At 69.8% G+C, this 22512-nt stretch carries 21 protein-coding genes; 6 read left to right on the forward strand and 15 right to left on the reverse strand.

Going from position 1 to position 22512, the window contains the following annotated elements; genetic code table 11:
* Window positions 1-2442, reverse strand: coding sequence for a SpoIIE family protein phosphatase (locus tag AB0L59_RS31245; RefSeq protein WP_365590013.1), 2442 nt, complete (start codon window positions 2440-2442; stop codon window positions 1-3).
* 353 nt (window positions 2443-2795) lie between these two features.
* Here AB0L59_RS31245 and AB0L59_RS31250 point away from each other — a divergent pair, with 353 nt between their 5' ends.
* Window positions 2796-4109: a helix-turn-helix domain-containing protein gene (locus AB0L59_RS31250; protein ID WP_365589987.1), complete on the forward strand. Its 1314-nt coding sequence runs from the start codon at window positions 2796-2798 to the stop codon at window positions 4107-4109.
* A 210-nt stretch (window positions 4110-4319) separates the two neighbouring features.
* On the opposite strand, the gene dapD is transcribed toward AB0L59_RS31250, so the two are convergent.
* From dapD to AB0L59_RS31305, 11 genes are all read right to left on the reverse strand, one after another.
* Complete coding sequence (gene dapD / locus AB0L59_RS31255; RefSeq protein WP_365589988.1) at window positions 4320-5306, reverse strand: 2,3,4,5-tetrahydropyridine-2,6-dicarboxylate N-succinyltransferase; 987 nt, start codon at window positions 5304-5306, stop codon at window positions 4320-4322.
* Window positions 5307-5370: 64 nt separating this feature from the next.
* Window positions 5371-5907, reverse strand: a complete 537-nt coding sequence (locus AB0L59_RS31260; RefSeq protein WP_365589989.1) for a TetR family transcriptional regulator — start codon at window positions 5905-5907, stop codon at window positions 5371-5373.
* Window positions 5907-6230 (reverse strand): multidrug efflux SMR transporter, encoded by a 324-nt coding sequence (locus tag AB0L59_RS31265; protein WP_365589990.1) that lies wholly within the window; start codon window positions 6228-6230, stop codon window positions 5907-5909. Before AB0L59_RS31265 ends, AB0L59_RS31260 begins: the two co-directional genes overlap by 1 nt.
* Window positions 6231-6425: 195 nt before the next feature.
* Window positions 6426-6758, reverse strand: coding sequence for a metal-sulfur cluster assembly factor (locus AB0L59_RS31270; protein WP_031166063.1), 333 nt, complete (start codon window positions 6756-6758; stop codon window positions 6426-6428).
* Window positions 6755-7222 (reverse strand): Fe-S cluster assembly sulfur transfer protein SufU, encoded by a 468-nt coding sequence (sufU, locus tag AB0L59_RS31275; RefSeq protein ID WP_365589991.1) that lies wholly within the window; start codon window positions 7220-7222, stop codon window positions 6755-6757. Before sufU ends, AB0L59_RS31270 begins: the two co-directional genes overlap by 4 nt.
* Window positions 7223-7240: 18 nt before the next feature.
* A complete protein-coding gene (locus AB0L59_RS31280; protein WP_365589992.1) occupies window positions 7241-8497 on the reverse strand; it encodes a cysteine desulfurase in 1257 nt (418 codons plus the stop codon).
* Window positions 8494-9258 carry a Fe-S cluster assembly ATPase SufC gene (gene sufC, locus AB0L59_RS31285; protein ID WP_365589993.1) on the reverse strand — a complete coding sequence of 255 codons (765 nt, stop codon included), beginning with the start codon at window positions 9256-9258 and terminating at the stop codon, window positions 8494-8496. The genes AB0L59_RS31280 and sufC overlap by 4 nt, the downstream gene beginning before the upstream one ends.
* Before the next feature lie 7 nt (window positions 9259-9265).
* Window positions 9266-9583: a non-heme iron oxygenase ferredoxin subunit gene (locus AB0L59_RS31290; RefSeq protein WP_365589994.1), complete on the reverse strand. Its 318-nt coding sequence runs from the start codon at window positions 9581-9583 to the stop codon at window positions 9266-9268.
* Entirely contained in the window at window positions 9580-10764 is a 1185-nt protein-coding gene (sufD, locus tag AB0L59_RS31295) for a Fe-S cluster assembly protein SufD (RefSeq protein WP_365589995.1), read from the reverse strand. The genes AB0L59_RS31290 and sufD overlap by 4 nt, the downstream gene beginning before the upstream one ends.
* A gap of 56 nt (window positions 10765-10820) precedes the next feature.
* Window positions 10821-12242, reverse strand: coding sequence for a Fe-S cluster assembly protein SufB (gene sufB / locus AB0L59_RS31300; protein ID WP_365589996.1), 1422 nt, complete (start codon window positions 12240-12242; stop codon window positions 10821-10823).
* Window positions 12239-12973 carry a metalloregulator ArsR/SmtB family transcription factor gene (locus tag AB0L59_RS31305; RefSeq protein ID WP_365589997.1) on the reverse strand — a complete coding sequence of 245 codons (735 nt, stop codon included), beginning with the start codon at window positions 12971-12973 and terminating at the stop codon, window positions 12239-12241. The genes sufB and AB0L59_RS31305 overlap by 4 nt, the downstream gene beginning before the upstream one ends.
* Window positions 12974-13146: 173 nt before the next feature.
* On the opposite strand from AB0L59_RS31305, the gene AB0L59_RS31310 reads away from it, so the two are divergent.
* The 4 genes from AB0L59_RS31310 to AB0L59_RS31325 all read left to right on the forward strand — a co-directional run bounded on the left by AB0L59_RS31310 (window position 13147) and on the right by AB0L59_RS31325 (window position 16771).
* Window positions 13147-13941 (forward strand): AAC(3) family N-acetyltransferase, encoded by a 795-nt coding sequence (locus AB0L59_RS31310; protein WP_365589998.1) that lies wholly within the window; start codon window positions 13147-13149, stop codon window positions 13939-13941.
* 83 nt (window positions 13942-14024) lie between these two features.
* A complete protein-coding gene (locus tag AB0L59_RS31315) occupies window positions 14025-14948 on the forward strand; it encodes an ABC transporter ATP-binding protein (protein ID WP_365589999.1) in 924 nt (307 codons plus the stop codon).
* A 47-nt stretch (window positions 14949-14995) separates the two neighbouring features.
* On the forward strand, window positions 14996-15712 hold the full coding sequence (locus tag AB0L59_RS31320; RefSeq protein ID WP_365590014.1) for an ABC transporter permease: 717 nt from the start codon (window positions 14996-14998) through the stop codon (window positions 15710-15712).
* 48 nt (window positions 15713-15760) lie between these two features.
* Window positions 15761-16771, forward strand: a complete 1011-nt coding sequence (locus AB0L59_RS31325; RefSeq protein WP_365590015.1) for a COX15/CtaA family protein — start codon at window positions 15761-15763, stop codon at window positions 16769-16771.
* Window positions 16772-17403: 632 nt separating this feature from the next.
* On the opposite strand, the gene AB0L59_RS31330 is transcribed toward AB0L59_RS31325, so the two are convergent.
* From AB0L59_RS31330 to AB0L59_RS31340, 3 genes are all read right to left on the reverse strand, one after another.
* Window positions 17404-18510 (reverse strand): amidohydrolase family protein, encoded by a 1107-nt coding sequence (locus AB0L59_RS31330; protein ID WP_365590000.1) that lies wholly within the window; start codon window positions 18508-18510, stop codon window positions 17404-17406.
* A gap of 174 nt (window positions 18511-18684) precedes the next feature.
* A complete protein-coding gene (locus AB0L59_RS31335; RefSeq protein WP_365590001.1) occupies window positions 18685-19005 on the reverse strand; it encodes a hypothetical protein in 321 nt (106 codons plus the stop codon).
* Between the two features lie 58 nt (window positions 19006-19063).
* Window positions 19064-20020 carry a heme o synthase gene (locus tag AB0L59_RS31340; protein WP_365590016.1) on the reverse strand — a complete coding sequence of 319 codons (957 nt, stop codon included), beginning with the start codon at window positions 20018-20020 and terminating at the stop codon, window positions 19064-19066.
* Between the two features lie 378 nt (window positions 20021-20398).
* On the opposite strand from AB0L59_RS31340, the gene tkt reads away from it, so the two are divergent.
* The gene (tkt, locus tag AB0L59_RS31345) at window positions 20399-22486 is read left to right on the forward strand and encodes a transketolase (protein ID WP_365590002.1); all 2088 of its coding nucleotides are present in this window, start codon (window positions 20399-20401) and stop codon (window positions 22484-22486) included.
* The last annotated feature ends 26 nt before the right edge of the window (window positions 22487-22512 follow it).

A 22512-nucleotide genomic window follows, 5' to 3' on the forward strand; every position in this document is an offset into this window, starting at 1 on the left:
TCAGATTCCGGGGTCGAGTTCTTGTTCGGCCCACACGGTTTTGCCGCCGCTCGTCAGGCACCTGGCTCCGTGGCGACGACAGAGCTGCGCGACGATGTAGAGGCCGCGGCCGCCTTCGTCGCTGGCGCACGCGTGGCGCAGCCGGGGGAGGGTGTCGCTGGTGTCGGAGACTTCGCAGGTCAGGACATGGTGCCGGATCAGGCGGAGGCGGATCGGCCCTGTGGCATGGCGGACAGCATTGGTGACCAGTTCGCTGATGATCAGCTCGGTGGATGCCTTCAGACGTTCCAGTCCCCACTGGGTCAGCCGTCGGGTGACCAAGGTGCGGGCGCGGTGGACGACGGCCGGGTCGCTGGGCAGTTCCCAGCACGCGGTACGGCTCGGGTTCAGCGAGTGGGTCTGGGCGACGAGGAGGGTGACGTCGTCGCACGGTGACCGGGTGGGCAATGCCTCGATCACTGAGGAGCAGAGGTCTTCCAGGGACCGGCCAGGGCGTGCCAGGGCGCTGCCCAGGCGCTTCATTCCGGTGTCGATGTCGTGGTCGTAGCTCTCGATCAGGCCGTCGGTGTACAGGGCGAGCCGGCTTCCCTCGGGCAGTTCCAGCTCGACCGCTTCGAAAGGGACCCCCAGCCCGACGCCGAGCGGCGTTCCGGTGGGCAGGTCGGGGAAGGTGACCTTGCCGTGGGGGTCGACGATCGCGGGCGGGGGGTGCCCGGCCCGTGCCATGGCGCATTTCCGGGTGACGGGGTCGTAGACGGCATACAGACAGGTCGCACCGGTGACGCGGGTCAAGTCCTGGGAGTCGGCGTCTTCCTCGGCCAGCCGCCGGACCGTGTCGTCGAGGTGGGTCAGCAACTCGTCGGGGGGCAGGTCGAGGTCCGCGAGCGTGTGTACTACGGTGCGGAGCCGGCCCATGGTCGCTGCGGCATTGATGCCGTGTCCCACCACATCGCCCACGACGAACGCTGTCCGGGCGCCGGGCAGGGGGATGACGTCGAACCAGTCGCCCCCGACGCCGTTGTCCGCATCGGCCGGCAGATAGCGTGAGGCCGTTTCGACGGCCGTGCCCTGCACCAAACGCTGCGGGAGCAGGTGGCGTTGCAGGGTGAGGGCCGCACTGCGTTCCCGTGCGTACCGGCGAGCGTTGTCCAGGGCCAGCGCCGTCCGGCTGACGAGTTCCTCGGCGAGCAGCAGGTCACCCTCCTGGAACGGTGCGGGTTCCTCGGTGCGGATGAATACTGCCGTGCCCAGGAAGGCGCGCTGCGTACGGATCGGGACGACCATCAGGGAGTGCATGCCGTTCTCCCGCATGGTCTGTGCCCGGTCGGGATCTCGGTCGAACCAGGTGCCGGGAGAACCGTCCAGGACCGGTTCCAGATGGGAGCGGCCGGAAGAAAGGACCTTGATGAAGGGCGAGTTGGGTGGCACGGGAACCAGCTCACCGCGCGCCCACGGGGACTCAGGGACCCCGCGATGGATCGAGGCCAGGCCCGCGCGCCTGAGGATGCGGCGGCGGTCGTCCAACGGGCCGATGCGGGCGAAGGGTGCCTCGCCGAACTGGATCGACTCGGCCAGATCGACGTTGACGTAGTCGGCCAGCAGGGGCACAGCGAGGTCCGCCAGCTCCTGACCGATCTGCATCACGTCCAGGGTGTTGCCTATGCGCGTGCTGGCCTCGCTGAGGATGGCCAGGCGCTCGCGCGCCCGCTGGCTGACGGTGACGTCCACACTCGTGCAGCACACCCCCATGGCCTGGCCGTCGGCGCGCTGCAGGCAGAAGTACGAGGCCGCGATCGCGTGCTCACGGCGCGGATCCGCCGCCGGGCAGGCCCGATACTCATGGACCGTGGTGACGCCGCTGTCCAGGACCTGCCGCATCACCTCCTCGAGCCTTTGAGCTTCGATGCCGGGCAGCGCCTCCGGGAGACGGCGTCCCAGCCGCTGGTCTCGAGGAATGCCGTCTTGCCGCTCCATCGCGTCGTTGGTCCAGGCACAGCGCAGGTCCCGGTCGTGCACCACCACGCCGATCGGCGTGCGGGTGAGAAGTGAGTCCCGTACCCACCCGGTGGTCGCCACCGGGGAGAGCGAGGCGATGTCAGTGCCGGAGACGAGCCAATGGATTTCTCGGTCCTGCCCCCACAGCAGCGAGAACCGCAGGCTCGCCTTGACGGCATGGCCGTCGCGGTGCCGGACGGTCGCGGTGCCGGACCAGCCACCCCGGGCAAGGCACTCCTCGGCCGCCGCCCAGTCCAGCAGCGTTCGGCGGGCAAGGGGAAGGAGCGTGGAGACGGCCTGGCCGACCACTTCCGCGGCCGAGTAACCGACAAGCCGCTGCGCCGTACTCGTCCACCCCACCACCGTCCCCTCGGCGTCGATCATCGCGATCGCGGCGTCGGGCGTCTCTCGGGGGTCCAGCCGCTCACAGAGGCTGCCCTGAAGCATCCCGGTCAACGGATTTCTCCCCTCACGTGGATTTCCACGAACCGGGCCGGAGACAGCGGGGCGATCGTTGTCGCACCGGCCAACGGTCGGGCCGTCCTCCTGACGGTCGCCCCCTGCCTCTCCGGCGGCTCTCGGCTGACGGGGGACGCCGCGGCTCCGTCCCGTCCGCGGGGATCGGGGCCGTGCCGTCCGGATCGCGGCGGCAAGAACGAGAGTAGGAGTGGAAGGCGGGACAGGCACCAGGCACAACTCACCATCTTCTGGTTGTAGTTTGTGACATGGAAACAAAGCGGTCACCGTTCGGCGGCGCCGAAGTACAGGTGTGGAAATGGATCCCTTGTAGCCTTTAGAGCATGGGCATGGAGAGTCCGGAACCCGTACGGGAACTGTCCGTGAGTGCGGCAAACGTAGAGTCACACCTCGCGGAGATCTCCCACGACGTATGGGAACACTTGCTCATCGAAATCCCGCAGGTCAGGGGGGACGACACCGCCGAAAGAATTCTGCTGGCGAGCGTCAAGGAAAATGTTGCCACCTTGCTGCACATTTTCGAGAATGACATCCCTCTGGAAAACCTTGAGGGACTTGCCTCGGCCAATGAGCATGCCAGGAGGTTGGCTCAGAGGGATATTCCTGTCAGTGCGTTGATCCGGTCCTACAGGCTCGGGCACTGGCGTTTCCTGCAATGGTGTCTGGACGAGCTTGACCGCCGGGAAGTCGACGACGTCGTCTCCGCCGGCGTCAACCGGCGCATGCTGAAAGTGAGCTTCGGTTACATCGACAGCATCACCGAGCATGTCATCGAGGTGTACCACCTGGAGCAAGAACGCTGGCTGCTGAGCCAGAACGCCATGCGTACCGCGCGCGTGCGGGACATCCTGGCCGAGAAAGAGGTAGACCTCGACTCGGCGGAAGCCGCTCTCGGCTACCGCCTGCGACAGCATCACCTCGGGCTGGTGGCCTGGCTGCCGGCGCCGACGGGTGGCGGCGCCGGACTGGTCCGCCTCGACCGGCTCACCCACGAGATCGCGAAGGAACTCGACTGTCCCGCCAGACCGCTGTTCGTACCCCGCGACGAAGGACTGGCCTGGGCTTGGCTGCCCTTCGGTTCACACCGCAGCGAGGTCTCCTGGGAGCGGTTGTCCAGAGTGGTCGAAAGCGGCGAACCCTCCGCGCGGGTGTGCGCCGGAAGCGTGCTGCGTGGGATCGAGGGGTTCCGCAGCACGAACAGGGAGGCGCTGCGCGCGCAAGAACTTGCCACGGCGGCGAGTGCCGCCGGCCACCGCTTCACCGCGTACTCCCAGGTCGCTCCGGTCGCGTTGATGTGCAAGAACCTGCCGGACCTGCGCACCTGGGTGGGGAGAGTCCTCGGGCCACTGGCCGCCGACGACGAGCAGTGCGCACAGTTGCGGGATACCCTGCACGACTTCCTGACGACCGGGTGCAATTACACCGCTACGGCGAGCAACGAAATCCTGCACAAGAACACTGTGCATTACCGCATCCGTAAGGCCGAGAAGATCATGGGCCACTCGGTCCAGGCAGGACATACTGACCTTGAGGTCGCCCTGCTCGCCGTCAAGTACCTCGGCACCACTGTCATGCAGCCGTCCGGAGGCGGCACGGAGGTACGCCAACGCAGTGGGAGTCCTCGGCGTCGCCACTGAGGTCCGTGCCAGACGCGCGCCAGATCCAGCGGGGAACCACGGGGACTCGATCGAACTCCTGATGCCGTGCTCACGCACGAGCGCCCTCCCGGGCCGTCCTGTGGCCGTGGAAGGGCGCTCAGCGATGATCAATGCTGACAACCGCCGACAACTCGGCAGCAGGTCAGGGCGTTGATCGGCAAGGCGGCCGCAGGTCACGGCCGCCGGTGGTCAGTTGTGGCTGTGCAGAATGTCGTTCAGGCCGCCCCAGACCGCGTTGTTCGGGCGGGCCTCGACCTTGCCGGTGACCGAGTTGCGGCGGAAAAGGATGTGGGAGGCGCCGTTCAGCTCGCGGGCCTTGACGATCTGGCCGTCGGGCATGGTGACCCGGGTGCCCGCGGTGAGGTAGAGGCCGGCCTCCACCACGCACTCGTCGCCCAGTGCGATGCCGACGCCCGCCTCGGCGCCGATCAGGCAGCGCTCGCCGACGGAGATGATCACGTTGCCACCGCCGGACAGGGTGCCCATGGTGGAGGCGCCGCCGCCGATGTCGGAGCCGTTGCCGACGACGACGCCCGCGGAGATCCGGCCCTCGACCATGGAGGTGCCGAGCGTACCGGCGTTGAAGTTGACGAAGCCCTCGTGCATGACGGTGGTGCCCTCGGAGAGGTGCGCGCCGAGGCGGACCCGGTCGGCGTCGCCGATGCGCACGCCCTTGGGGACGACGTAGTCGGTCATCCGCGGGAACTTGTCGATCGAGGTGACCTGGAGGTGCAGGCCCTCGGCGCGGGCGTTGAGCCGCACCTTCTCGACGTCGTCCACGGCGACCGGACCGAGCGAGGTCCAGGCGACGTTGGCGAGCAGGCCGAAGATGCCGTCCAGGCTCTGGCCGTGCGGCTTGACCAGGCGGTGCGAGAGCAGGTGCAGGCGCAGATAGGCGTCGTGCGCGTCGATCGGCTTCTCGTCCAGTGAGGCGATGACCGTGCGGACCGCGACCACCTCGACGCCCCGGCGGGCGTCCGGGCCGATCGCCGCGGTCGCGGCGCCGCCCAGGAGCTCCGCCGCCCGCTCGGCGGCGAGCCGCTCGGTACCGGCGGGGCCGGGCGCCTCGACCAGCTCGGGGGCCGGGAACCAGGTGTCGAGAACGGTGCCGTCGGAGGCGATGGTGGCGAGGCCGGCGGCGACGGCGCCGGTGGTGCGGGGAGCAGAGTCGGTCATGAGAGAAAACCTAACGTGGGCGGGGCGGTCAGGGCGAACCGCGTCTCACGTGCCGGGCGCGGCTTCAGGGGATCAGCCGAGCCAGCGCGGCGCGTGCGTACTCCTCGTCGTAGGAACCACCGGTGAGCAGCACCTGCAGGCAGATTCCGTCCAACAGGGCCACGAGCGCCCGCGCCGTCACCGGGTCCACCCGCGCGGCCAGCCGCTGGGCCGTCTCCTCCGCCCACTGGGCGGCCACCGGACGCAGGGCGGGGCGGCGCAGGGCCGCGAGATACAGCTCGTACTCCAGCTCCGCGCCGGGCCGGTCGCGTCCCAGCCACTCGCCGAGGACCCGGGCGAGACCGGCCGCGAGATCGCCGCCGGCGTCGGTCAGGACCCCGCTCGCGTCGAGCACCCGCGCGAACCCCTCGTTGGCCTGACAGAGGGCCGCCACCAGCAGGTCGTCGAGCGTGGCGAAGTGGTACGTCGTCGAGCCGAGCGGGACGTCGGCCTCGGCGGCGACGGAGCGGTGACTGAGGCCGGCGATGCCGTCCCTGCCGACCACGCGGATCGCCGCGTCGATGAGGCGCCGGCGCCGGTCGGGGTCGTAGCGGCGGGGCATCAGTGGCTCGCCCCGCCCAGGTTCAGCACGACCACGCCCCCGATGATCAGCAGGATCCCGCCGACCTTGGCCGCGCTCAGCCCCTCCCCGAACAACAGCAGGCCGAGGACGGCGATGGCCGCGGTACCCACCCCGGACCAGATCGCGTACGCCGTGCCGATCTGCACGGTCTTCAGGGTCCGGGCGAGCAGCGCGAAGGAGACGAGGTAGCCGACAGCCGTCACAAGCGAGGGCCAGAGCCGGCTGAAGCCCTCGCTGTACTTCATCGCCGTCGTCGCGGCGACCTCGGCGGCTATGGCGCCGGCGAGCGTCAGGTATCCCATGTGTACGAGCGTACACAACGGTGTGTACGGCCGTACACAACGAGAATGTTTCACTTTCACAGAAACCGCCCAGTACGCGCGCCCCCCGGCACCGGCCCCGTGCCGCGCGGACTCGGCGTTCCTGCTGGTGGACGGGCTGGACCACGCCGAAAGGGGCCGCGGCACCCGGCCACGGCCCCTTTCACAGGCTCTGTGTCAGACGTTGAACCCGAGCGCCCGAAGCTGCTCGCGGCCGTCGTCCGTGATCTTGTCAGGGCCCCACGGGGGCATCCAGACCCAGTTGATGCGCAGCTCGTTGACGAGGCCGTCCGTGGCGGACTTGGCCTGGTCCTCGATGACGTCCGTCAGCGGGCAGGCCGCGGAGGTCAGGGTCATGTCGATCGTCGCGATGTTCGCGTCGTCGATGTGGATGCCGTAGATCAGGCCGAGGTTGACGACGTCGATGCCCAGTTCGGGGTCGACCACGTCGTACAGCGCCTCGCGGAGTTCTTCCTCCGAGGCCGGCTTCATCTCAGCGGTCTCGCTCATGCCGTCTTCCTTTCGGCGTCGGCGCCACCCAGGGCCTGGGCCGTCGCGTCCTTCCACGCCATCCAGCTCAGGAGGGCGCACTTGACCCGCGCGGGGTACTTGGAGACACCGGCGAACGCGACCGCGTCCTCCAGGACATCCTCCATCGCCTCGTCCGGCTCGATCCTGCCCTTGGACTGCATCAGCTCCAGGAAGGCCTCCTGGATCTTCTGCGCGTCCGCCAGGTCCCTGCCGACCAGCAGTTCGTTCAGCACGGAGGCCGAGGCCTGGCTGATCGAGCAGCCCTGGCCCTCGTACGAGACGTCCGCGATCCTCGTGCCGTCGTACTTCACGCGGAGGGTGATCTCGTCGCCGCACGTCGGGTTCACGTGGTGCACCTCGGCGTCGCCATCCCGCAGACCACGCCCGTGCGGGTTCTTGTAGTGGTCCAGGATGACTTCCTGGTACATCGAATCCAGCTTCACGGTCTCAGCTCACGCCTCTCAGCCGAAGAAGTTCCGAACGTGCTCCAGCCCCTCGACCAGTGCGTCGATCTCAGCCGGCGTGGAGTACAGATAGAACGACGCTCGCGTGGTCGCAGGAATTCCGTAGCGGAGGCAGACGGGCCGCGCGCAGTGGTGGCCGACGCGGACCGCGATGCCCTGCTCGTCCAGGACCTGGCCCACGTCGTGCGGGTGGATGTCGCCCAGGGTGAAGGAGATCGCGGCGCCCCGGTCCTCGGCCGTGGTCGGGCCGATGATCCTCAGGTCCGGCACCTCGGCGAGCTTCTTCACCGCGTACTCGGTCAGCGCGTGCTCGTGGGCGAGGATCTTGTCCATGCCGATCGAGTTCAGGTAGTCGATCGCGGCGCCGAGACCGACCGCCTGGGCGATCGGCGGCGTACCCGCCTCGAACTTGTGCGGCGCGGGGGCGTACGTCGAGGAGTGCATCGAGACCGTCTCGATCATCTCGCCGCCGCCCAGGAACGGAGGCAGGTCCTCCAGCAGCTCCTGGCGGCCCCAGAGGACGCCGATGCCCGTCGGGCCGCACATCTTGTGGCCGGTGAAGGCCACGAAGTCGGCCTGCAGGGCCTGCACGTCCACCGGCATGTGCGGGGCTGCCTGCGAGGCGTCGATGCAGACCAGCGCGCCGACCTCCTGCGCGCGGCGGATTATCGTCTCGACCGGGTTGACCGTGCCCAGGATGTTCGAGACCAGCACGAAGGAGACGATCTTGGTCTTCTCCGTGATGACCTCGTCGATGTTCGACAGGTCCAGCCGGCCGTCGTCGGTGAGGCCGAACCACTTCAGCTTCGCGCCCGTGCGCTGCGCCAGCAGCTGCCACGGCACGATGTTGGAGTGGTGCTCCATCTCCGTGATGACGATCTCGGTCTCGTGGTCCACCCGGTAGGGCTCGTCGGCCCAGCCCAGCATGTTCGCCACGAGGTTCAGCGACTCGGAGGCGTTCTTGGTGAAGATCACCTCGTCGCGGCTCGGCGCGTTGATGAACTCGGCGACCTTGTCGCGCGCGCCCTCGTACAGCGCCGTGGCCTCCTCGGCGAGCACATGCACACCGCGGTGGACGTTGGCGTTGTAGCGCTCGTAGTACTCGCTCAGGGCGTCCAGTACCTGGCGCGGCTTCTGCGAGGTCGCCGCGTTGTCCAGATACACGAGCTTCTTGCCGTCGTGGACCACGCGGTCCAGCACGGGGAAGTCCTTGCGGATCGCCTCGGTGTCGAGGAGGCCCGGCAGCTGTGTCACTCGGATGCGCCACCCTTCGTGTAGGCCTCGTAGCCCTCGTTCTCCAGCTTGTCCGCGAGCTCCGGGCCGCCGGACTCGACGATGCGGCCGCCGGCGAAGACGTGGACGTGGTCGGGCTTGATGTAGCGCAGGATGCGCGTGTAGTGCGTGATCAGCAGGGTGCCCACCTCGCCGGTCTCGCGGACGCGGTTGACGCCCTCGGAGACGATGCGGAGCGCGTCGACGTCCAAGCCGGAGTCGGTCTCGTCGAGGATCGCGACCTTCGGCTTGAGGAGCTCGAGCTGCAGGATCTCGTGGCGCTTCTTCTCACCGCCGGAGAAGCCCTCGTTGACGTTGCGCTCGGCGAAGGCCGGGTCCATGTTGAGGCGCTCCATGGCCTCCTTGACCTCCTTCACCCAGGTGCGCAGCTTGGGGGCCTCGCCGCGGATGGCGGTGGCGGAGGTGCGCAGGAAGTTGGAGACCGACACGCCGGGGACCTCGACCGGGTACTGCATCGCCAGGAACAGGCCCGCGCGGGCGCGCTCGTCGACGGACATCTCCAGGACGTCCTCGCCGTCGAGCAGCACGGTGCCGCTGGTGATCGTGTACTTCGGGTGACCCGCGAGGGAGTAGGCGAGGGTCGACTTGCCCGAGCCGTTGGGGCCCATGATGGCGTGCGTCTCGCCCTGCTTCACGGTGAGGTCGACGCCCTTGAGGATCTCCTTCGTGGCGTTGTCGGCCTCGACGGTGACGTGCAGGTCTCGGATTTCAAGCGTTGCCATGGGTGCCTCAGGACTCCTGGGTGAGGGAGACGAGAACGTCGTCCCCTTCGATCTTTACGGGGTATACGGGGACGGGGCGCGTGGCCGGGAGGCCGGACGGCTTGCCGGTGCGCAGGTCGAAGGCGGAGCCGTGCAGCCAGCACTCGATCTGGCAGTCCTCCACCTCGCCCTCGGAGAGGGAGACGTTCGCGTGGGAGCAGATGTCGTAGATCGCGAACACCTCGCCCTCGGTCTTGACGACCGAGACCGGCGTGCCGTCGAGTTCCACCCGCTTCGGGGTGTCCTCGTCCAGCTCGCTCAGCCCACAGGCGCGTACGAAGGTCATGCGACCGAAGCCTCCAGCTCCTGCTCGATCTTGGCGAGCAGGCGCTCCTCGATGTCGGCGACGCCGATCTGCTGGACCAGCCCGGCGAAGAAGCCGCGGACCACCAGGCGGCGGGCCTCGTGCTCCGGGATGCCGCGGGCCATCAGGTAGAAGAGCTGCTCGTCGTCGAAGCGGCCGGTGGCCGAGGCGTGGCCGGCGCCGACGATCTCGCCGGTCTCGATCTCCAGGTTCGGCACCGAGTCGACGCGCGCGCCGTCCGTGAGGACCAGGTTGCGGTTCATCTCGTAGGTGTCCGTGCCCTCGGCCTTGGCCTCGATGAGCACGTCGCCGATCCAGACCGCGTGCGCGTCGTCGCCCTGGAGCGCGCCCTTGTAGACGACGTTCGACTTGCAGTGCGGGGTGTTGTGGGTGACCAGCAGGCGGTGCTCCTGGTGCTGCCCCGCGTCGGTGAAGTAGAGGCCGAACAGCTCGGCCTCGCCGCCGGGGCCGGCGTAGGCGACGCGCGGGTGCAGGCGGACGAGGTCGCCCCCGAAGGTGACCACGAAGGACTTGAAGGTGGCGTCCCGGCCGATCAACGCGTTGTGCTGGCCCACGTGCACGGCCTTGTCGTCCCAGTCCTGGACGGAGACGACGGTCAGCTTGGCGCCGTCGCCCAGGACGTAGTCGACGTTGGCGGCGAGCACCGCGTCACCGGTGTGGTCGATGACCACGACGGCCTCGGCGAAGGCTCCCAGCTCGATCACCTGGTGGCCGTAGGCGACCCCGCCCTCGCCGTGCACGGCGATCCGGATCGGCTCGGTGAGCACCGTCTCCTTGGGGACGGTGACCACGCCGGCCTGCCCGAAGGCGGAGTACGCCTGGGCGGCCACGCGGTCCACCGGGGTGCCGGCCCGGCCGATGCGGGCGTCGTCGCGGCCGACGGTCTCGACGGTCACGCCCTCGGGGGCCTGGACGTCCACCTTCACGCCGTCGCCGGTCGCGACCGCGGTGCCGTCGTGCAGCCCGCGCAACCGCTCCAGCGGGGTGAACCGCCACTCCTCCTCACGGCCGTGCGGGACCGGGAAGTCCGCCACGTCGAAGGACGGAGGCGCGCTCATGCGCGAGACGACGGTCGACTCGGCGGCGACCGCGATCTGGCCGGCGGTGGTGGAGCCCACCGGGATGTTCTGAGCCTCAGCCATGGCTGTCGTAGTGCTCGCTTTCTGAGTAAGACGTGTGCTGACCGATGGGGCGGGTCTCAGCCGACCGCGCCTTCCATCTGCAGCTCGATCAGCCGGTTGAGCTCGAGGGCGTACTCCATGGGCAGCTCCTTGGCGATCGGCTCGACGAAGCCGCGCACGATCATCGCCATCGCCTCGAACTCGGAGAGACCGCGGCTCATCAGGTAGAAGAGCTGGTCCTCGGAGACCTTGGAGACGGTCGCCTCGTGCCCCATGGACACGTCGTCCTCGCGGACGTCGACGTAGGGGTACGTGTCGGAGCGGGAGATGGTGTCCACCAGCAGCGCGTCGCACAGCACGTTGGACTTCGAGCCGTGGGCACCCTCGCCGATCTCGACCAGGCCGCGGTACGAGGTGCGGCCGCCACCGCGCGCCACCGACTTGGAGACGATGTTGGACGAGGTGTTCGGCGCCATGTGGACCATCTTCGAACCGGCGTCCTGGTGCTGGCCCTCACCCGCGAAGGCGATGGACAGGGTCTCGCCCTTGGCGTGCTCGCCCATCAGGTAGACGGCCGGGTACTTCATCGTCACCTTGGAGCCGATGTTGCCGTCGATCCACTCCATGGTCGCGCCCTCGTAGGCCACGGCGCGCTTGGTGACCAGGTTGTAGACGTTGTTCGACCAGTTCTGGATGGTCGTGTAGCGGCAGCGGGCGTTCTTCTTGACGATGATCTCGACGACCGCGGAGTGCAGCGAGTCGGACTTGTAGATCGGTGCCGTGCAGCCCTCGACGTAGTGCACGTAGGCACCCTCGTCGACGATGATCAGGGTCCGCTCGAACTGGCCCATGTTCTCCGTGTTGATGCGGAAGTAGGCCTGGAGCGGGATCTCCACGTGCACGCCCTTCGGCACGTAGATGAAGGAGCCACCGGACCACACGGCGGTGTTCAGGGCGGCGAACTTGTTGTCACCGGCGGGGATGACGGTCCCGAAGTACTCCTTGAAGAGCTCCGGGTGCTCCTTCAGCGCGGTGTCGGTGTCGAGGAAGATGACGCCCTGCTCCTCCAGGTCCTCGCGGATCTGGTGGTAGACGACCTCCGACTCGTACTGGGCGGCGACGCCGGCGACCAGGCGCTGCTTCTCGGCCTCCGGGATGCCCAGCTTGTCGTAGGTGTTCTTGATGTCCTCGGGCAGGTCCTCCCAGGACTCCGCCTGCTTCTCCGTGGAGCGCACGAAGTACTTGATGTTGTCGAAGTCGATGCCCGAGAGGTCGGAGCCCCAGTTCGGCATCGGCTTCTTCTCGAAGAGCTTCAGGCCCTTCAGGCGGAGCTTGGTCATCCACTCCGGCTCCGACTTCTTGCCGGAGATGTCGCGGACGACCTCCTCGTTCAGGCCGCGCCTGGCGGAGGCACCGGCGACGTCCGAGTCGGCCCAGCCGTATTCGTACTTGCCCAGGCCGTCGAGCTCAGGGTGGGCAGTCTCCGTGGGGAGAGTCATGCGGGGTTCCTCCCGGCCGTGCTTGCAGGTGCGTCGTTGGAAATCTTGGGGATGAACGTCGTGCAGACGCCGTCGCCGTGCGCGATGGTCGCCAGTCGTTGGACGTGGGTACCCAGCAGCTCGGCGAAGATCTCCGTCTCCGCCTCGCACAGCTGCGGGAACTGCTCCGCGACATGGGCGACCGGGCAGTGGTGCTGGCAGAGCTGCTCGCCGACCGGTGCGCTGCGCGCCGTAGCAGCGTACCCGTCGACACTCAAGGCCTTGGCCAGTGCTTCGGCCCGCTTGTCCGGCGTGACGGCCTCGATCGCCTTGCGGTACGCGCTCGACTGGGCGGCGATCCGGGCGCGGGCGAAGGCCGCGACAGCCTCGGGGCCACCCCCCTGCTCGGCGATCCAGCGGAGCGCGTCCGCGGCGAGCTTGTCGTAGGACTGGTCGAAGGCGTCCCGGCCGCAGTCGGTGAGCGCGAAGACCCTGGCGGGGCGGCCACGCGTGCGCGTGCCGTACACGCGCTGCTCGCGGGCCTCCACGACGTCGTCGGCGACCAGGGCGTCCAGGTGACGCCGGACGGCCGCCTGGGTCAGTCCCAGCCGGCCGGCGAGTTCGGCGACGGTCGACGGGCCGTGGTCCAGGATGGAGCGCGCGACGCGGTTGCGCGTGGAGCGCTCACCGGTCGCGAGTTCCTCCTGTGGGGACCCCAGGGGGGTCTCCCGAGCCTCGCCGACGTTTTTCACAACGCCATTGTTGCGTAATTCCGCGGAGACTGACAAGCGCCGTCCGGATCATCGAGCGGTGCCCTGCGTCACTTAGGCATACCTAATGTGACCTGCGAAAACGATCTTTGATCGATCATCCCGCGTTCAATTCGGTGGCGTCGCCCCGGGCCCGTCCGGAAGACTCCGCAACCATGCCGACACCCCCTCCGACCGGCCCTCTTGTCACGCGGGACACCATCGCCGCACAGGTGCGCCTGCTGGGCGTGGAGACCGGCGAGATCCTGCTCGTGCACTCCTCGCTCCGTTCCCTCGGCTGGGTGAACGGCGGCCCCGTCGCCGTCGTCCAAGGGCTCCTCGACGCCCTGGGCCCGTCCGGCACGCTCGTCGTCCCCGCCCAGTCGGCCCAGCTGTCCGACCCGGCGCTGTGGTCGAGGCCGCCGGTGCCCCGGGAGTGGTGGGACCGGATCCGGGCCAGCATGCCGCCGTACGACCCGCTGACCACCCCCACGCGCGGGATGGGCGTGATCCCCGAGACCGTACGGACCTGGCCGGGTGCCCGGCGCAGCGCCCACCCGCAGACCTCCTTCGCGGCGCTCGGCCCGCACGCGCGGGAGATCACCGACGGTCACGCGCCCGACTGCCGGCTCGGCGAGCACAGCCCGCTGGCCCGGCTGGAGAAACGGGGCGCCCGGGTCCTGCTGCTCGGCGCGGGCTACGGCTCCTGCACCTCGTTCCACCTGGCCGAGTACCGGATACCCGCCCCGCTGGTCGAGGTCGGACGCCCCGCGCCCGGCGGCGGCTGGGAGACCGTGGTCGAGGTCTCGATCGACGCCGACCGGTTCGACGAGCTGGGCCACGACTTCGAGCGGGACCGACCCGTCGTGCGCGGCAGGGTCGGCGCGGCGGACGCACGGCTGTTCCCGGTGGCGGACGCGGTGGCCTACGCCGAGCGGTGGCTGCCGCTGCACCGGCCCCGCGAGCAGTGAGCCGGGCGCCCCGAACCCCGTGCGGAGGACTTCCCCGCACCCCCGCGCCTGAGCGCTCCGGCCTCTCCTTAGACTCTGGATCCATGCGAAACGAGCCCGTGGTCCAGGTGCAGACCCTGGTGAAGCGGTACGGCACGAAGACCGCGGTGAACGGCCTCGACCTGGTGGCCGAGGCGGGCGTGACCGCCGTGCTCGGTCCCAACGGGGCCGGGAAGACGACCACGGTCGAGACCTGCGAGGGGTACCGGAAGCCGGATTCCGGCACGGTGCGCGTCCTGGGCCTCGACCCGGTACGGCAGTCCGCCGAGCTGCGACCCCGAATCGGTGTGATGCTCCAGTCCGGCGGCGTGTACTCCGGCGCCCGGGCCGACGAGATGCTCCGGCACGTGGCCAAGCTGCACGCACATCCGCTGGACGTGGACGCGCTGATCGAACGCCTCGGCCTCGGCTCCTGCGGCCGGACCTCCTACCGGCGGCTCTCCGGCGGCCAGCAGCAGCGGCTCGCGCTCGCCATGGCCGTCGTCGGGCGCCCCGAGCTGGTCTTCCTGGACGAGCCGACCGCGGGCCTGGACCCGCAGGCCCGCCGGGCCACCTGGGACCTGGTGCGGGACCTGCGCGCCGACGGCGTCTCGGTGATCCTCACCACCCACTACATGGAAGAGGCCGAGCAGCTCGCCGACGACGTGGCGATCATCGACGGCGGCCGGGTCATCGCCCAGGGCTCCCCGGAGCAGCTGTGCAAGGGCGGCGCCGAGAACACCCTGCGCTTCTCCGGCCGCCCCGGCCTCGACGTGGGCTCGCTCCTCAAGGCGCTCCCGGCCGACTGCACGGCCGCCGAGCTGACCCCGGGCAGCTACCGGGTCGTCGGCAAGGTCGACCCGCAGCTGCTGGCCACCGTGACCTCCTGGTGCGCCCAGCACGGGGTGATGCCGGACCGGATCTCGGTGGAACGGCACACGCTGGAGGACGTCTTTCTCGAGCTGACCGGCAAGGAGCTGCGCTCGTGACTGTTGGTACCTACACCCCGAAGCCGGGCCCGGCACCCCTCCCCCGCATGATCGCGGCGCAGGCGGCGCTGGAGACCAGGATGCTGCTCCGCAACGGCGAGCAGTTGCTGCTGACGGTCGTCATCCCGACGCTGCTGCTGGTGCTCTTCAGCTCCGTGGACATCGTCGACACCGGCAAGGGCAAGGCGGTGGACTTCCTCGCCCCCGGCATCCTGGCCCTGGCCGTGATGTCGACGGCGTTCACCGGGCAGGCCATCGCGACCGGCTTCGAGCGCCGCTACGGCGTGCTCAAGCGGCTCGCCGCCTCGCCGCTGCCCCGCTGGGGCCTGATGACCGCGAAGACCGCTTCCGTGCTGGTCACGGAGGTGCTCCAGGTCATCCTGCTGACCGTGATCGCGTTCGCGCTGGGCTGGGCGCCGCACGGCAACCCCGTCGCGGTGCTCCTGCTGCTGATTCTGGGTACGGCCGCCTTCTCCGGCCTGGGCCTGCTGATGGCGGGAACGCTGAAGGCGGAGGCGACCCTCGCGGCCGCCAACCTCGTCTTCCTGCTGCTGCTCGTCGGCGGCGGTGTCATCGTGCCGCTGGACAAGTTCGGCTCGGCCGCGCAAGCCGCGCTCGGGCTGCTGCCCATCTCCGCGCTGTCGGACGGCCTGCGGGACGTGCTCCAGCACGGCGCCGGGATGCCGTGGGGCGACCTGGGGATCCTCGCGGCGTGGGCGGTCGTGGGACTGGCCGCGGCCGGAAAGCTCTTCCGCTGGGAGTGAGCCGTCACGGTGGACCCTCGTGAAAGCGTGCACAAGCGGCGGCCTACGATGGTGGGCGTGCCCAAGCTGAACCCCGCCGACGCCGCAGCGGCTCTGCGCAACCCGCTCGCCTTCATCGCCGAACGCTGGACCCCGTCCTCGCGGACGGTCCAGCGGGCGGCCCTCGCCGCGCTCGTGATGTCGGTGGTCATCGTCGTCACCGGCGGCGCCGTGCGCCTGACCGGTTCGGGCCTCGGCTGCCCGACCTGGCCGGAGTGCACCGACGGCTCGCTGACCCCGACGACCGCGCTGAGCTATCACAGCGCGATCGAGTTCGGCAATCGCATGCTGACGTACGTGCTGTGCGCCGCGGTCGGCTGGGCGATCATCGCCGCCCGCTCCGAGAAGCCGTACCGGCGCGGCCTGACCCGGCTGGGCTGGGCGCAGTTCTGGCTGGTGATGAGCAACGCGATCCTCGGCGGCGTCGTCGTGCTCGTGGGCCTCAACCCGTACACCGTCGCGGCCCACTTCCTGCTCGCGACGGCGCTGACCACCGTCGCCGCGGTGATGTGGCAGCGCACCCGCGAGGGCGACGGCGCGCCGCGGCCGCTGGTCGGCAAGGCCGTGCAGCAGCTGGTGTGGTTCCTGGTGGCGGCATCCCTGCTCCTCATCGTGGCCGGCACGGTGGTGACCGGCGCCGGTCCGCACGCGGGTGACTCCAGCGAGGTCAAGCGGATCCCCATCGGCTGGGAGACGGTGGCCAAGCTGCACGCGGTGCTCGCCTGGATCGTGGTGACGCTGACGTTCGCGCTGTGGTTCGTGCTGAAGGCGGTCGACGCGCCGAAGGGCCCGCTCACGCGCGCGCGCGAGCTGTTCCTGATCCTGCTCGGTCAGGGCGTGATCGGTTACGTGCAGTACTTCACCCATCTGCCCGAGCTGCTGGTGGGTCTGCACATGTTCGGCTCCTGTCTGGTGTGGATCGGTGTCCTGCGCGTCCTGCTGTCCCTCCGCGAGCGCCCGGAGGCCGCCCTGGACCTGCCCGGACCCTCGGCCGAGGTGACGGTGGGCACGCGCGCGTGAGTCACCCGTAGGCGGCGTGTCGACCGCCGCTCCCAGGGGGGCACGGCTCAGCTCCGCGCGGCGGGCGATCCAGGTGGGGTCCGCCGGCGCGGGGTGCTCGTAGCGCCGCGGCTGATGTCCGCGACGACCTCGGCGGGAGCGCCGAGCGCCGGGAGGTCGGCGAGAGCCCGCAGCCTGGACCCGGCCGACGGCCGCTGGCACCGAGATGGGCCGTCCGTCCCGGAGGATCACGGGTCAGCGGGCCGAGGTCCACCCAGGCGTCCTGCCGCCACCGCCGGGCCCTGCCGACGGCGGGCCGTCGTAAGTCCCGCTGGTCCCGGGCGACGAAAGCGTCCAGCCACCCGTCCGGCACCGGCGGGAGCAGCCCCGCCGACGGTTCCCGTGCAGCAGCCGCCGAAGTCGTGCGGTTGATGTCCGTACCGACCTCGGCGGGAGCGCGCCGAGCGCCGGGAGGTCGGCGAGAGCCCGCTTCGAGATGGGCCGTCCGTCCCGGAGGGTCACGGGGGCGCGGGCGAAGGTCAGCGGGCCGAGGTCGACAGCCAGGGGCTCGCAGCGCGGGGTCGCAGCGGCGTGAGTCCTTCGAGGAACGGGTCGAGCAGCGATGCGGTCGGCGTCCGCCCGGTCCGGACCGCTCACTCCAGCCCGTACACCCGGCGCGCGTTGTCCGCCGCGACCATCCGGGCCACCCGCTGGGCGTCCTCCAGGGACCAGGCGCCCTCGGCGACCCAGGTGCCCAGGACCCGGCCCAGGGCCTCACGGAACAGGCGGGCGCCGACGACGTGCAGTTCGGGCAGGCCGTGGGCGCCCGTGGAGAAGAGGATCTTGCCGAAGGGGGCCAGCTCCAGGATCTCGGCGAGGACGGTGGCCGCGCGGGCGCCGGTGCGGAGGAGGGCGGCGCCGGAGTCGGTGTACACGTGCGGGAAGACGCCGGCCAGATGAGCGGCGTGGCGGTGGTACGGATAGCCGTGCAGCAGGATCAGGTCGGTGCCGAGCCCGGCCGTTGCCCGTACGAAGTCGGTGAGCAGCACGGGGTCGGTGCGGTCGATGCGGGAGCCCGGCTCGCCGAGCCCGGCGTGCAGTTGCAGGGGCCGGCCCGAGGCGACCGCGATCCACAGCAGGTGCCGGAGCAGGACGGGGTCGGTGAGCGCTCCGCCGACCCGCCGGCCGGCCAGCCAGCGGCCCGCCGCGCCCCGCGCCTCCCCCGGACCCGGCGGTTCGGGCGCCACCGCCAGCCCGTGTCTCAGCCCCGCGACCGACGTGAAGGCGACCGCGTTCGCCGCGGCGCCGTGCACGGACTCGGCGAGGTTGGCGAGGAAGGACTCGACGGTGCCGGAGGTGTCGGCGACCTGCTCCGCGAGCTGCTCCAGCCGGACGATCTCATGGGCCTCGGCGGAACCGGCGGAGGCCAGTTCGACGGGGCCCGTGAGGTCGCCGGGCAGGCCGGTGTCCACGAGGTAGGTGGTGATGCCGCTGCCGCGCAGCAGCCTGCGGCCCGCCTCGAGGACGCCGAGCTCGCGGCGCCGGGCCAGATAGCGGGCGGGCGTGCAGTGCGGTTCCAGGCCGAGCAGGGGCGGGCACCAGCGCCGGACGGCGAATCCCGTCTGGGTGTCGAAGAGGGTGGTGCCGGGTGCCGGGGGGCCCTCGGTGCGGGCGAGTTGGGCCTCGAAGGTGCCGAGGCCCAGCTCTGTGCGCAGTACGCCGTGGCAGTACTGGTCCACGAGGGACGGCGTTTCGATCATCCGGACTCCCCGTGTGCGCTGGCTTGCACGGCCTAACGGGTGAACGGGGTTCGAGGTCGCGGATGAGCTCGGGGCTGCGGGTTATTCGGCGGCTTCAGACCGAGTGTGGCTGGTCGTGCCCACGCGGCGGGCCCGCATCTCGACACGGCCCCGCGCCCCGTCGGGCGCGCCGGCTCAACCGCCGATCTGGATGCCGGCCATCCGCTTCCACTCGTACGGCCCGGTCTTCACCTTCGCCGCGAACTCGCCGTCGAAGGACTCGTGGACGGTGATGCCGGACTTCTCGACGGCCTTCTCGGCGATCTCGGTGCTGGGCGCGACCAGGTCGCCCCAGCCGCCGTCCTCGCCGACGAGGACGATACGCGCCCCGCGCTCACCGATGTGGGCCACCTGGGCCTCGGCGCCGCCGTGCGCCTTGGCGAAGGTGCTGATCTCCCGGGCGAGCCTGGCCACCTTGCGCTCGGCCCTCGCGTCAACCTGCTGCGTGTCTGCCATGACCAGGATGCTACTAACGAGTAGATCGACTGGCGAGAGCAGGCCCCTGTGACGTGCGTCAGCGCAGGAACGGGTCCACCGCGACCGCGACGAAGAGGATCGACACGTAGGTGATCGACCAGTGGAAGAGGCGCATCTCCTTGAGCTTGACGCCGGTCACCTCGGCCTTCGCACGGTTCTGCAGCCCGTGCGCCTCCCACAGCCAGAAGCCGCCGGCCGCGAGGGCGACCACCGTGTAGAACCAGCCGGTGTAGCCCAGCGGGGTCAGGAGCAGCGAGACGAGGACCATCACCCAGCTGTAGATGACGATCTGCCGGGCGACGACCTTGTTGGAGGCGATGACCGGGAGCATCGGCACGCCCACGCGCGCGTAGTCCTCCTTGACCTTCATGGACAGCGGCCAGTAATGCGGCGGCGTCCAGAAGAACATGACGAGGAAGAGGATGACCGGTGCCCAGGACATCGAGTCCGTCACGGAGGACCAGCCGATCAGCACCGGCAGGCAGCCGGCGATGCCGCCCCACACGATGTTCTGCGAGGTACGCCGCTTGAGGATCATCGTGTAGACGACGACGTAGAAGAGGAGCGCTCCGAGGGAGAGCCAGGCACTCAGCCAGTTGACGGTGAACCCGAACAGCAGCGTCGAGACGACCGCCAGGGTGATGCCGAAGGTCAGGCACTCGCGCGGGCTGACCATGCCGGTCACCAGCGGCCGCTGCGAGGTGCGGTCCATCAGGGCGTCGATGTCCCGGTCGATGTACATGTTCAGCGCGTTGGCGCCGCCCGCGGAGAGGTAGCCGCCGACGCAGGTCAGCAGGACCAGCTTCAGGTCGGGCACGCCCTGCTGCGCCAGGAACATCACCGGAACGGTGGTGATGAGCAGCAACTCGATGATCCGCGGCTTGGTCAGAGCCACGAACGCCTTGACACGGGCCCCGAACGGCCGGTGAACCGGGCCTTGGCTCGCACCACCCAGCACGCCCGCTGGACGTGATTCGACGGCCGTCACGCACACCCCTGACAGAGACATCCCAGCAAGCCTCCCCGTGTGAAGTGCGGGTAAAGGCTCGCGCGTACCACGCCACTTTAGACGTTGCCCATACCCCGGCCTTCGCGGGGGTGGGGTCGTGTTGGCGCACGTCCCATCCGAGGGGTTCGAGCACTCGATTGAGCGCTCAGATGACCACCTCCGTATTCATGTGCCAAATGCTGCGTTCGGCCAGTCGGGAGGCGGATCCGACGGACTCCCGGCAGTCTGGAAACACTCGAAAAAACGCACATCCTTACGGGGGTAGGCTCGACAGCGGCCGGTGGGCAGAAGCACGCCGGCGGCCGGGTGGGCGCATGCCCCGAAGACCGGCGACCGACATGTGGAGAGGAGCCCTGACCCAGGGTGAGCACCAAGCCGACCACCACAGACCTTGAGTGGACCGAGCTGGACCAGCGGGCCGTCGACACCGCCCGTGTCCTGGCCGCCGACGCCGTACAGAAGGTCGGCAACGGCCATCCCGGTACGGCGATGAGCCTCGCTCCGGCCGCGTACACCCTCTTCCAGAAGGTGATGCGGCACGACCCGGCCGACCCCGAGTGGGTCGGGCGCGACCGCTTCGTGCTGTCCGCCGGCCACTCGTCCCTGACCCTCTACACGCAGCTCTACCTGGCCGGCTTCGGCCTGGAACTGGAGGACCTGGAGTCCTTCCGCACCTGGGGTTCGAAGACCCCGGGCCACCCGGAGTACGGACACACCAGGGGCGTCGAGACCACCACCGGTCCGCTCGGCCAGGGTGTCGCCAACGCGGTGGGCATGGCGATGGCCGCCCGCTACGAGCGCGGTCTGTTCGACCCGGACGCTCCGCAGGGCGAGTCCCCCTTCGACCACTACATCTACTGCATCGCCGGTGACGGCTGCCTGCAGGAGGGCATCTCCGCCGAGGCCTCCTCGCTGGCCGGCCACCAGAAGCTCGGCAACCTGATCCTGCTGTGGGACGACAACCACATCTCGATCGAGGGCGACACCGAGACGGCCGTCTCCGAGGACACCGTCAAGCGGTACGAGGCCTACGGCTGGCACGTGCAGCGCGTGGAGGCCCAGGACAACGGCGACCTGGACCCGCAGGCGATCTACGCCGCGATCCAGGAGGCCAAGGCGGTCACCGACCGGCCGTCCTTCATCGCGATGCGCTCGATCATCGCGTGGCCGGCCCCGAAGGCCCAGAACACCGAGGCCGCGCACGGCTCGGCGCTGGGCGAGGAGGAGGTCGCGGCCACCAAGCGCGTCCTCGGCTTCGACCCCGAGCAGCACTTCGCCGTCGAGGACGAGGTCATCGCCCACACCCGCAAGGCCCTGGAGCGGGGCGCACAGGCGCGGGCGGACTGGGAGAAGTCCCTGCAGGTGTGGCGGGACGACAACCCCGAGCGGGCCGCCGAGTTCGACCGGATCAGCAAGGGCGAGCTGCCCGTCGGCTGGGAGGACACGATCCCGGTCTTCGAGCCGGGCAAGGCCGTCGCGACGCGTGCCGCCTCCGGCAAGGTGCTGCAGGCGCTCGGCGCGGTGATCCCCGAGCTGTGGGGCGGCTCCGCCGACCTCGCCGGGTCGAACAACACGACCATCGACAAGGAGAGCTCGTTCCTGCCCGCGGGCAACCCGCTCCCCGAGGCCAAGCCGTACGGCCGTACGATCCACTTCGGTATCCGCGAGCACTCGATGGGTGCCGAGCTGAACGGCATCACGCTGCACGGCAACACCCGTGTCTACGGCGGTACGTTCCTCGTCTTCTCCGACTACATGCGCAACGCGGTGCGCCTGTCGGCCCTGATGCACCTGCCGGTGACGTACGTGTGGACGCACGACTCCATCGGCCTCGGCGAGGACGGTCCGACCCACCAGCCGGTCGAGCACCTGGCCTCGCTGCGCGCGATCCCCGGCCTGAACGTCGTCCGCCCGGCCGACGCCAACGAGACCGCGATCGCCTGGCGCGAGATCCTCAAGCGCTACACCAAGGAGTTCGGCAAGGGCCGGCCGCACGGCTTCGCCCTCACCCGCCAGGGCGTGCCGACCTACGAGCCCAACGAGGACGCTGCCCGCGGTGGCTATGTGCTCTTCGAGGCAGAGGGCGGCGAGCCGCAGGTCGTGCTGATCGCCACCGGTTCCGAGGTGCACGTGGCCGTCGAGGCGCGTGAGCAGCTGCAGGCCGGGGGCGTCCCCACGCGGGTCGTGTCGATGCCGTCCGTCGAGTGGTTCGAGGAGCAGGACCAGGGGTACCGGGACTCCGTGCTCCCGCCGTCCGTCAAGGCCCGTGTTGCCGTGGAGGCGGGTATCGGGCTGACCTGGCACAAGTACGTGGGCGACGCCGGCCGCATCGTTTCCCTGGAGCACTTCGGTGCTTCCGCCGACGGCAAGGTGCTCTTCCGCGAGTTCGGCTTCACTGCCGAGAACGTGGCCGCCAAGGCCCGGGAATCCATCGCCGCCGCCCAGCGCTGACGCTCATATACGACACGTAGGAGATG

It is taken from the genome of Streptomyces sp. NPDC052109 (genome assembly GCF_040680195.1).
Classification (GTDB): domain Bacteria; phylum Actinomycetota; class Actinomycetes; order Streptomycetales; family Streptomycetaceae; genus Streptomyces.

Coding starts and splice junctions, on each gene's coding strand:
- AB0L59_RS31245 (WP_365590013.1), bottom strand. CDS start 2,442: ATGCTTCAGGGCAGCCTCTGTGAGCGGCTGGACCCCCGAGAGACGCCC.
- AB0L59_RS31250 (WP_365589987.1), top strand. CDS start 2,796: ATGGGCATGGAGAGTCCGGAACCCGTACGGGAACTGTCCGTGAGTGCG.
- dapD (WP_365589988.1), bottom strand. CDS start 5,306: ATGACCGACTCTGCTCCCCGCACCACCGGCGCCGTCGCCGCCGGCCTC.
- AB0L59_RS31260 (WP_365589989.1), bottom strand. CDS start 5,907: ATGCCCCGCCGCTACGACCCCGACCGGCGCCGGCGCCTCATCGACGCG.
- AB0L59_RS31265 (WP_365589990.1), bottom strand. CDS start 6,230: ATGGGATACCTGACGCTCGCCGGCGCCATAGCCGCCGAGGTCGCCGCG.
- AB0L59_RS31270 (WP_031166063.1), bottom strand. CDS start 6,758: ATGAGCGAGACCGCTGAGATGAAGCCGGCCTCGGAGGAAGAACTCCGC.
- sufC (WP_365589993.1), bottom strand. CDS start 9,258: ATGGCAACGCTTGAAATCCGAGACCTGCACGTCACCGTCGAGGCCGAC.
- AB0L59_RS31290 (WP_365589994.1), bottom strand. CDS start 9,583: ATGACCTTCGTACGCGCCTGTGGGCTGAGCGAGCTGGACGAGGACACC.
- sufD (WP_365589995.1), bottom strand. CDS start 10,764: ATGGCTGAGGCTCAGAACATCCCGGTGGGCTCCACCACCGCCGGCCAG.
- sufB (WP_365589996.1), bottom strand. CDS start 12,242: ATGACTCTCCCCACGGAGACTGCCCACCCTGAGCTCGACGGCCTGGGC.
- AB0L59_RS31310 (WP_365589998.1), top strand. CDS start 13,147: ATGCCGACACCCCCTCCGACCGGCCCTCTTGTCACGCGGGACACCATC.
- AB0L59_RS31315 (WP_365589999.1), top strand. CDS start 14,025: ATGCGAAACGAGCCCGTGGTCCAGGTGCAGACCCTGGTGAAGCGGTAC.
- AB0L59_RS31320 (WP_365590014.1), top strand. CDS start 14,996: ATGATCGCGGCGCAGGCGGCGCTGGAGACCAGGATGCTGCTCCGCAAC.
- AB0L59_RS31325 (WP_365590015.1), top strand. CDS start 15,761: ATGGTGGGCGTGCCCAAGCTGAACCCCGCCGACGCCGCAGCGGCTCTG.
- AB0L59_RS31330 (WP_365590000.1), bottom strand. CDS start 18,510: ATGATCGAAACGCCGTCCCTCGTGGACCAGTACTGCCACGGCGTACTG.
- AB0L59_RS31335 (WP_365590001.1), bottom strand. CDS start 19,005: ATGGCAGACACGCAGCAGGTTGACGCGAGGGCCGAGCGCAAGGTGGCC.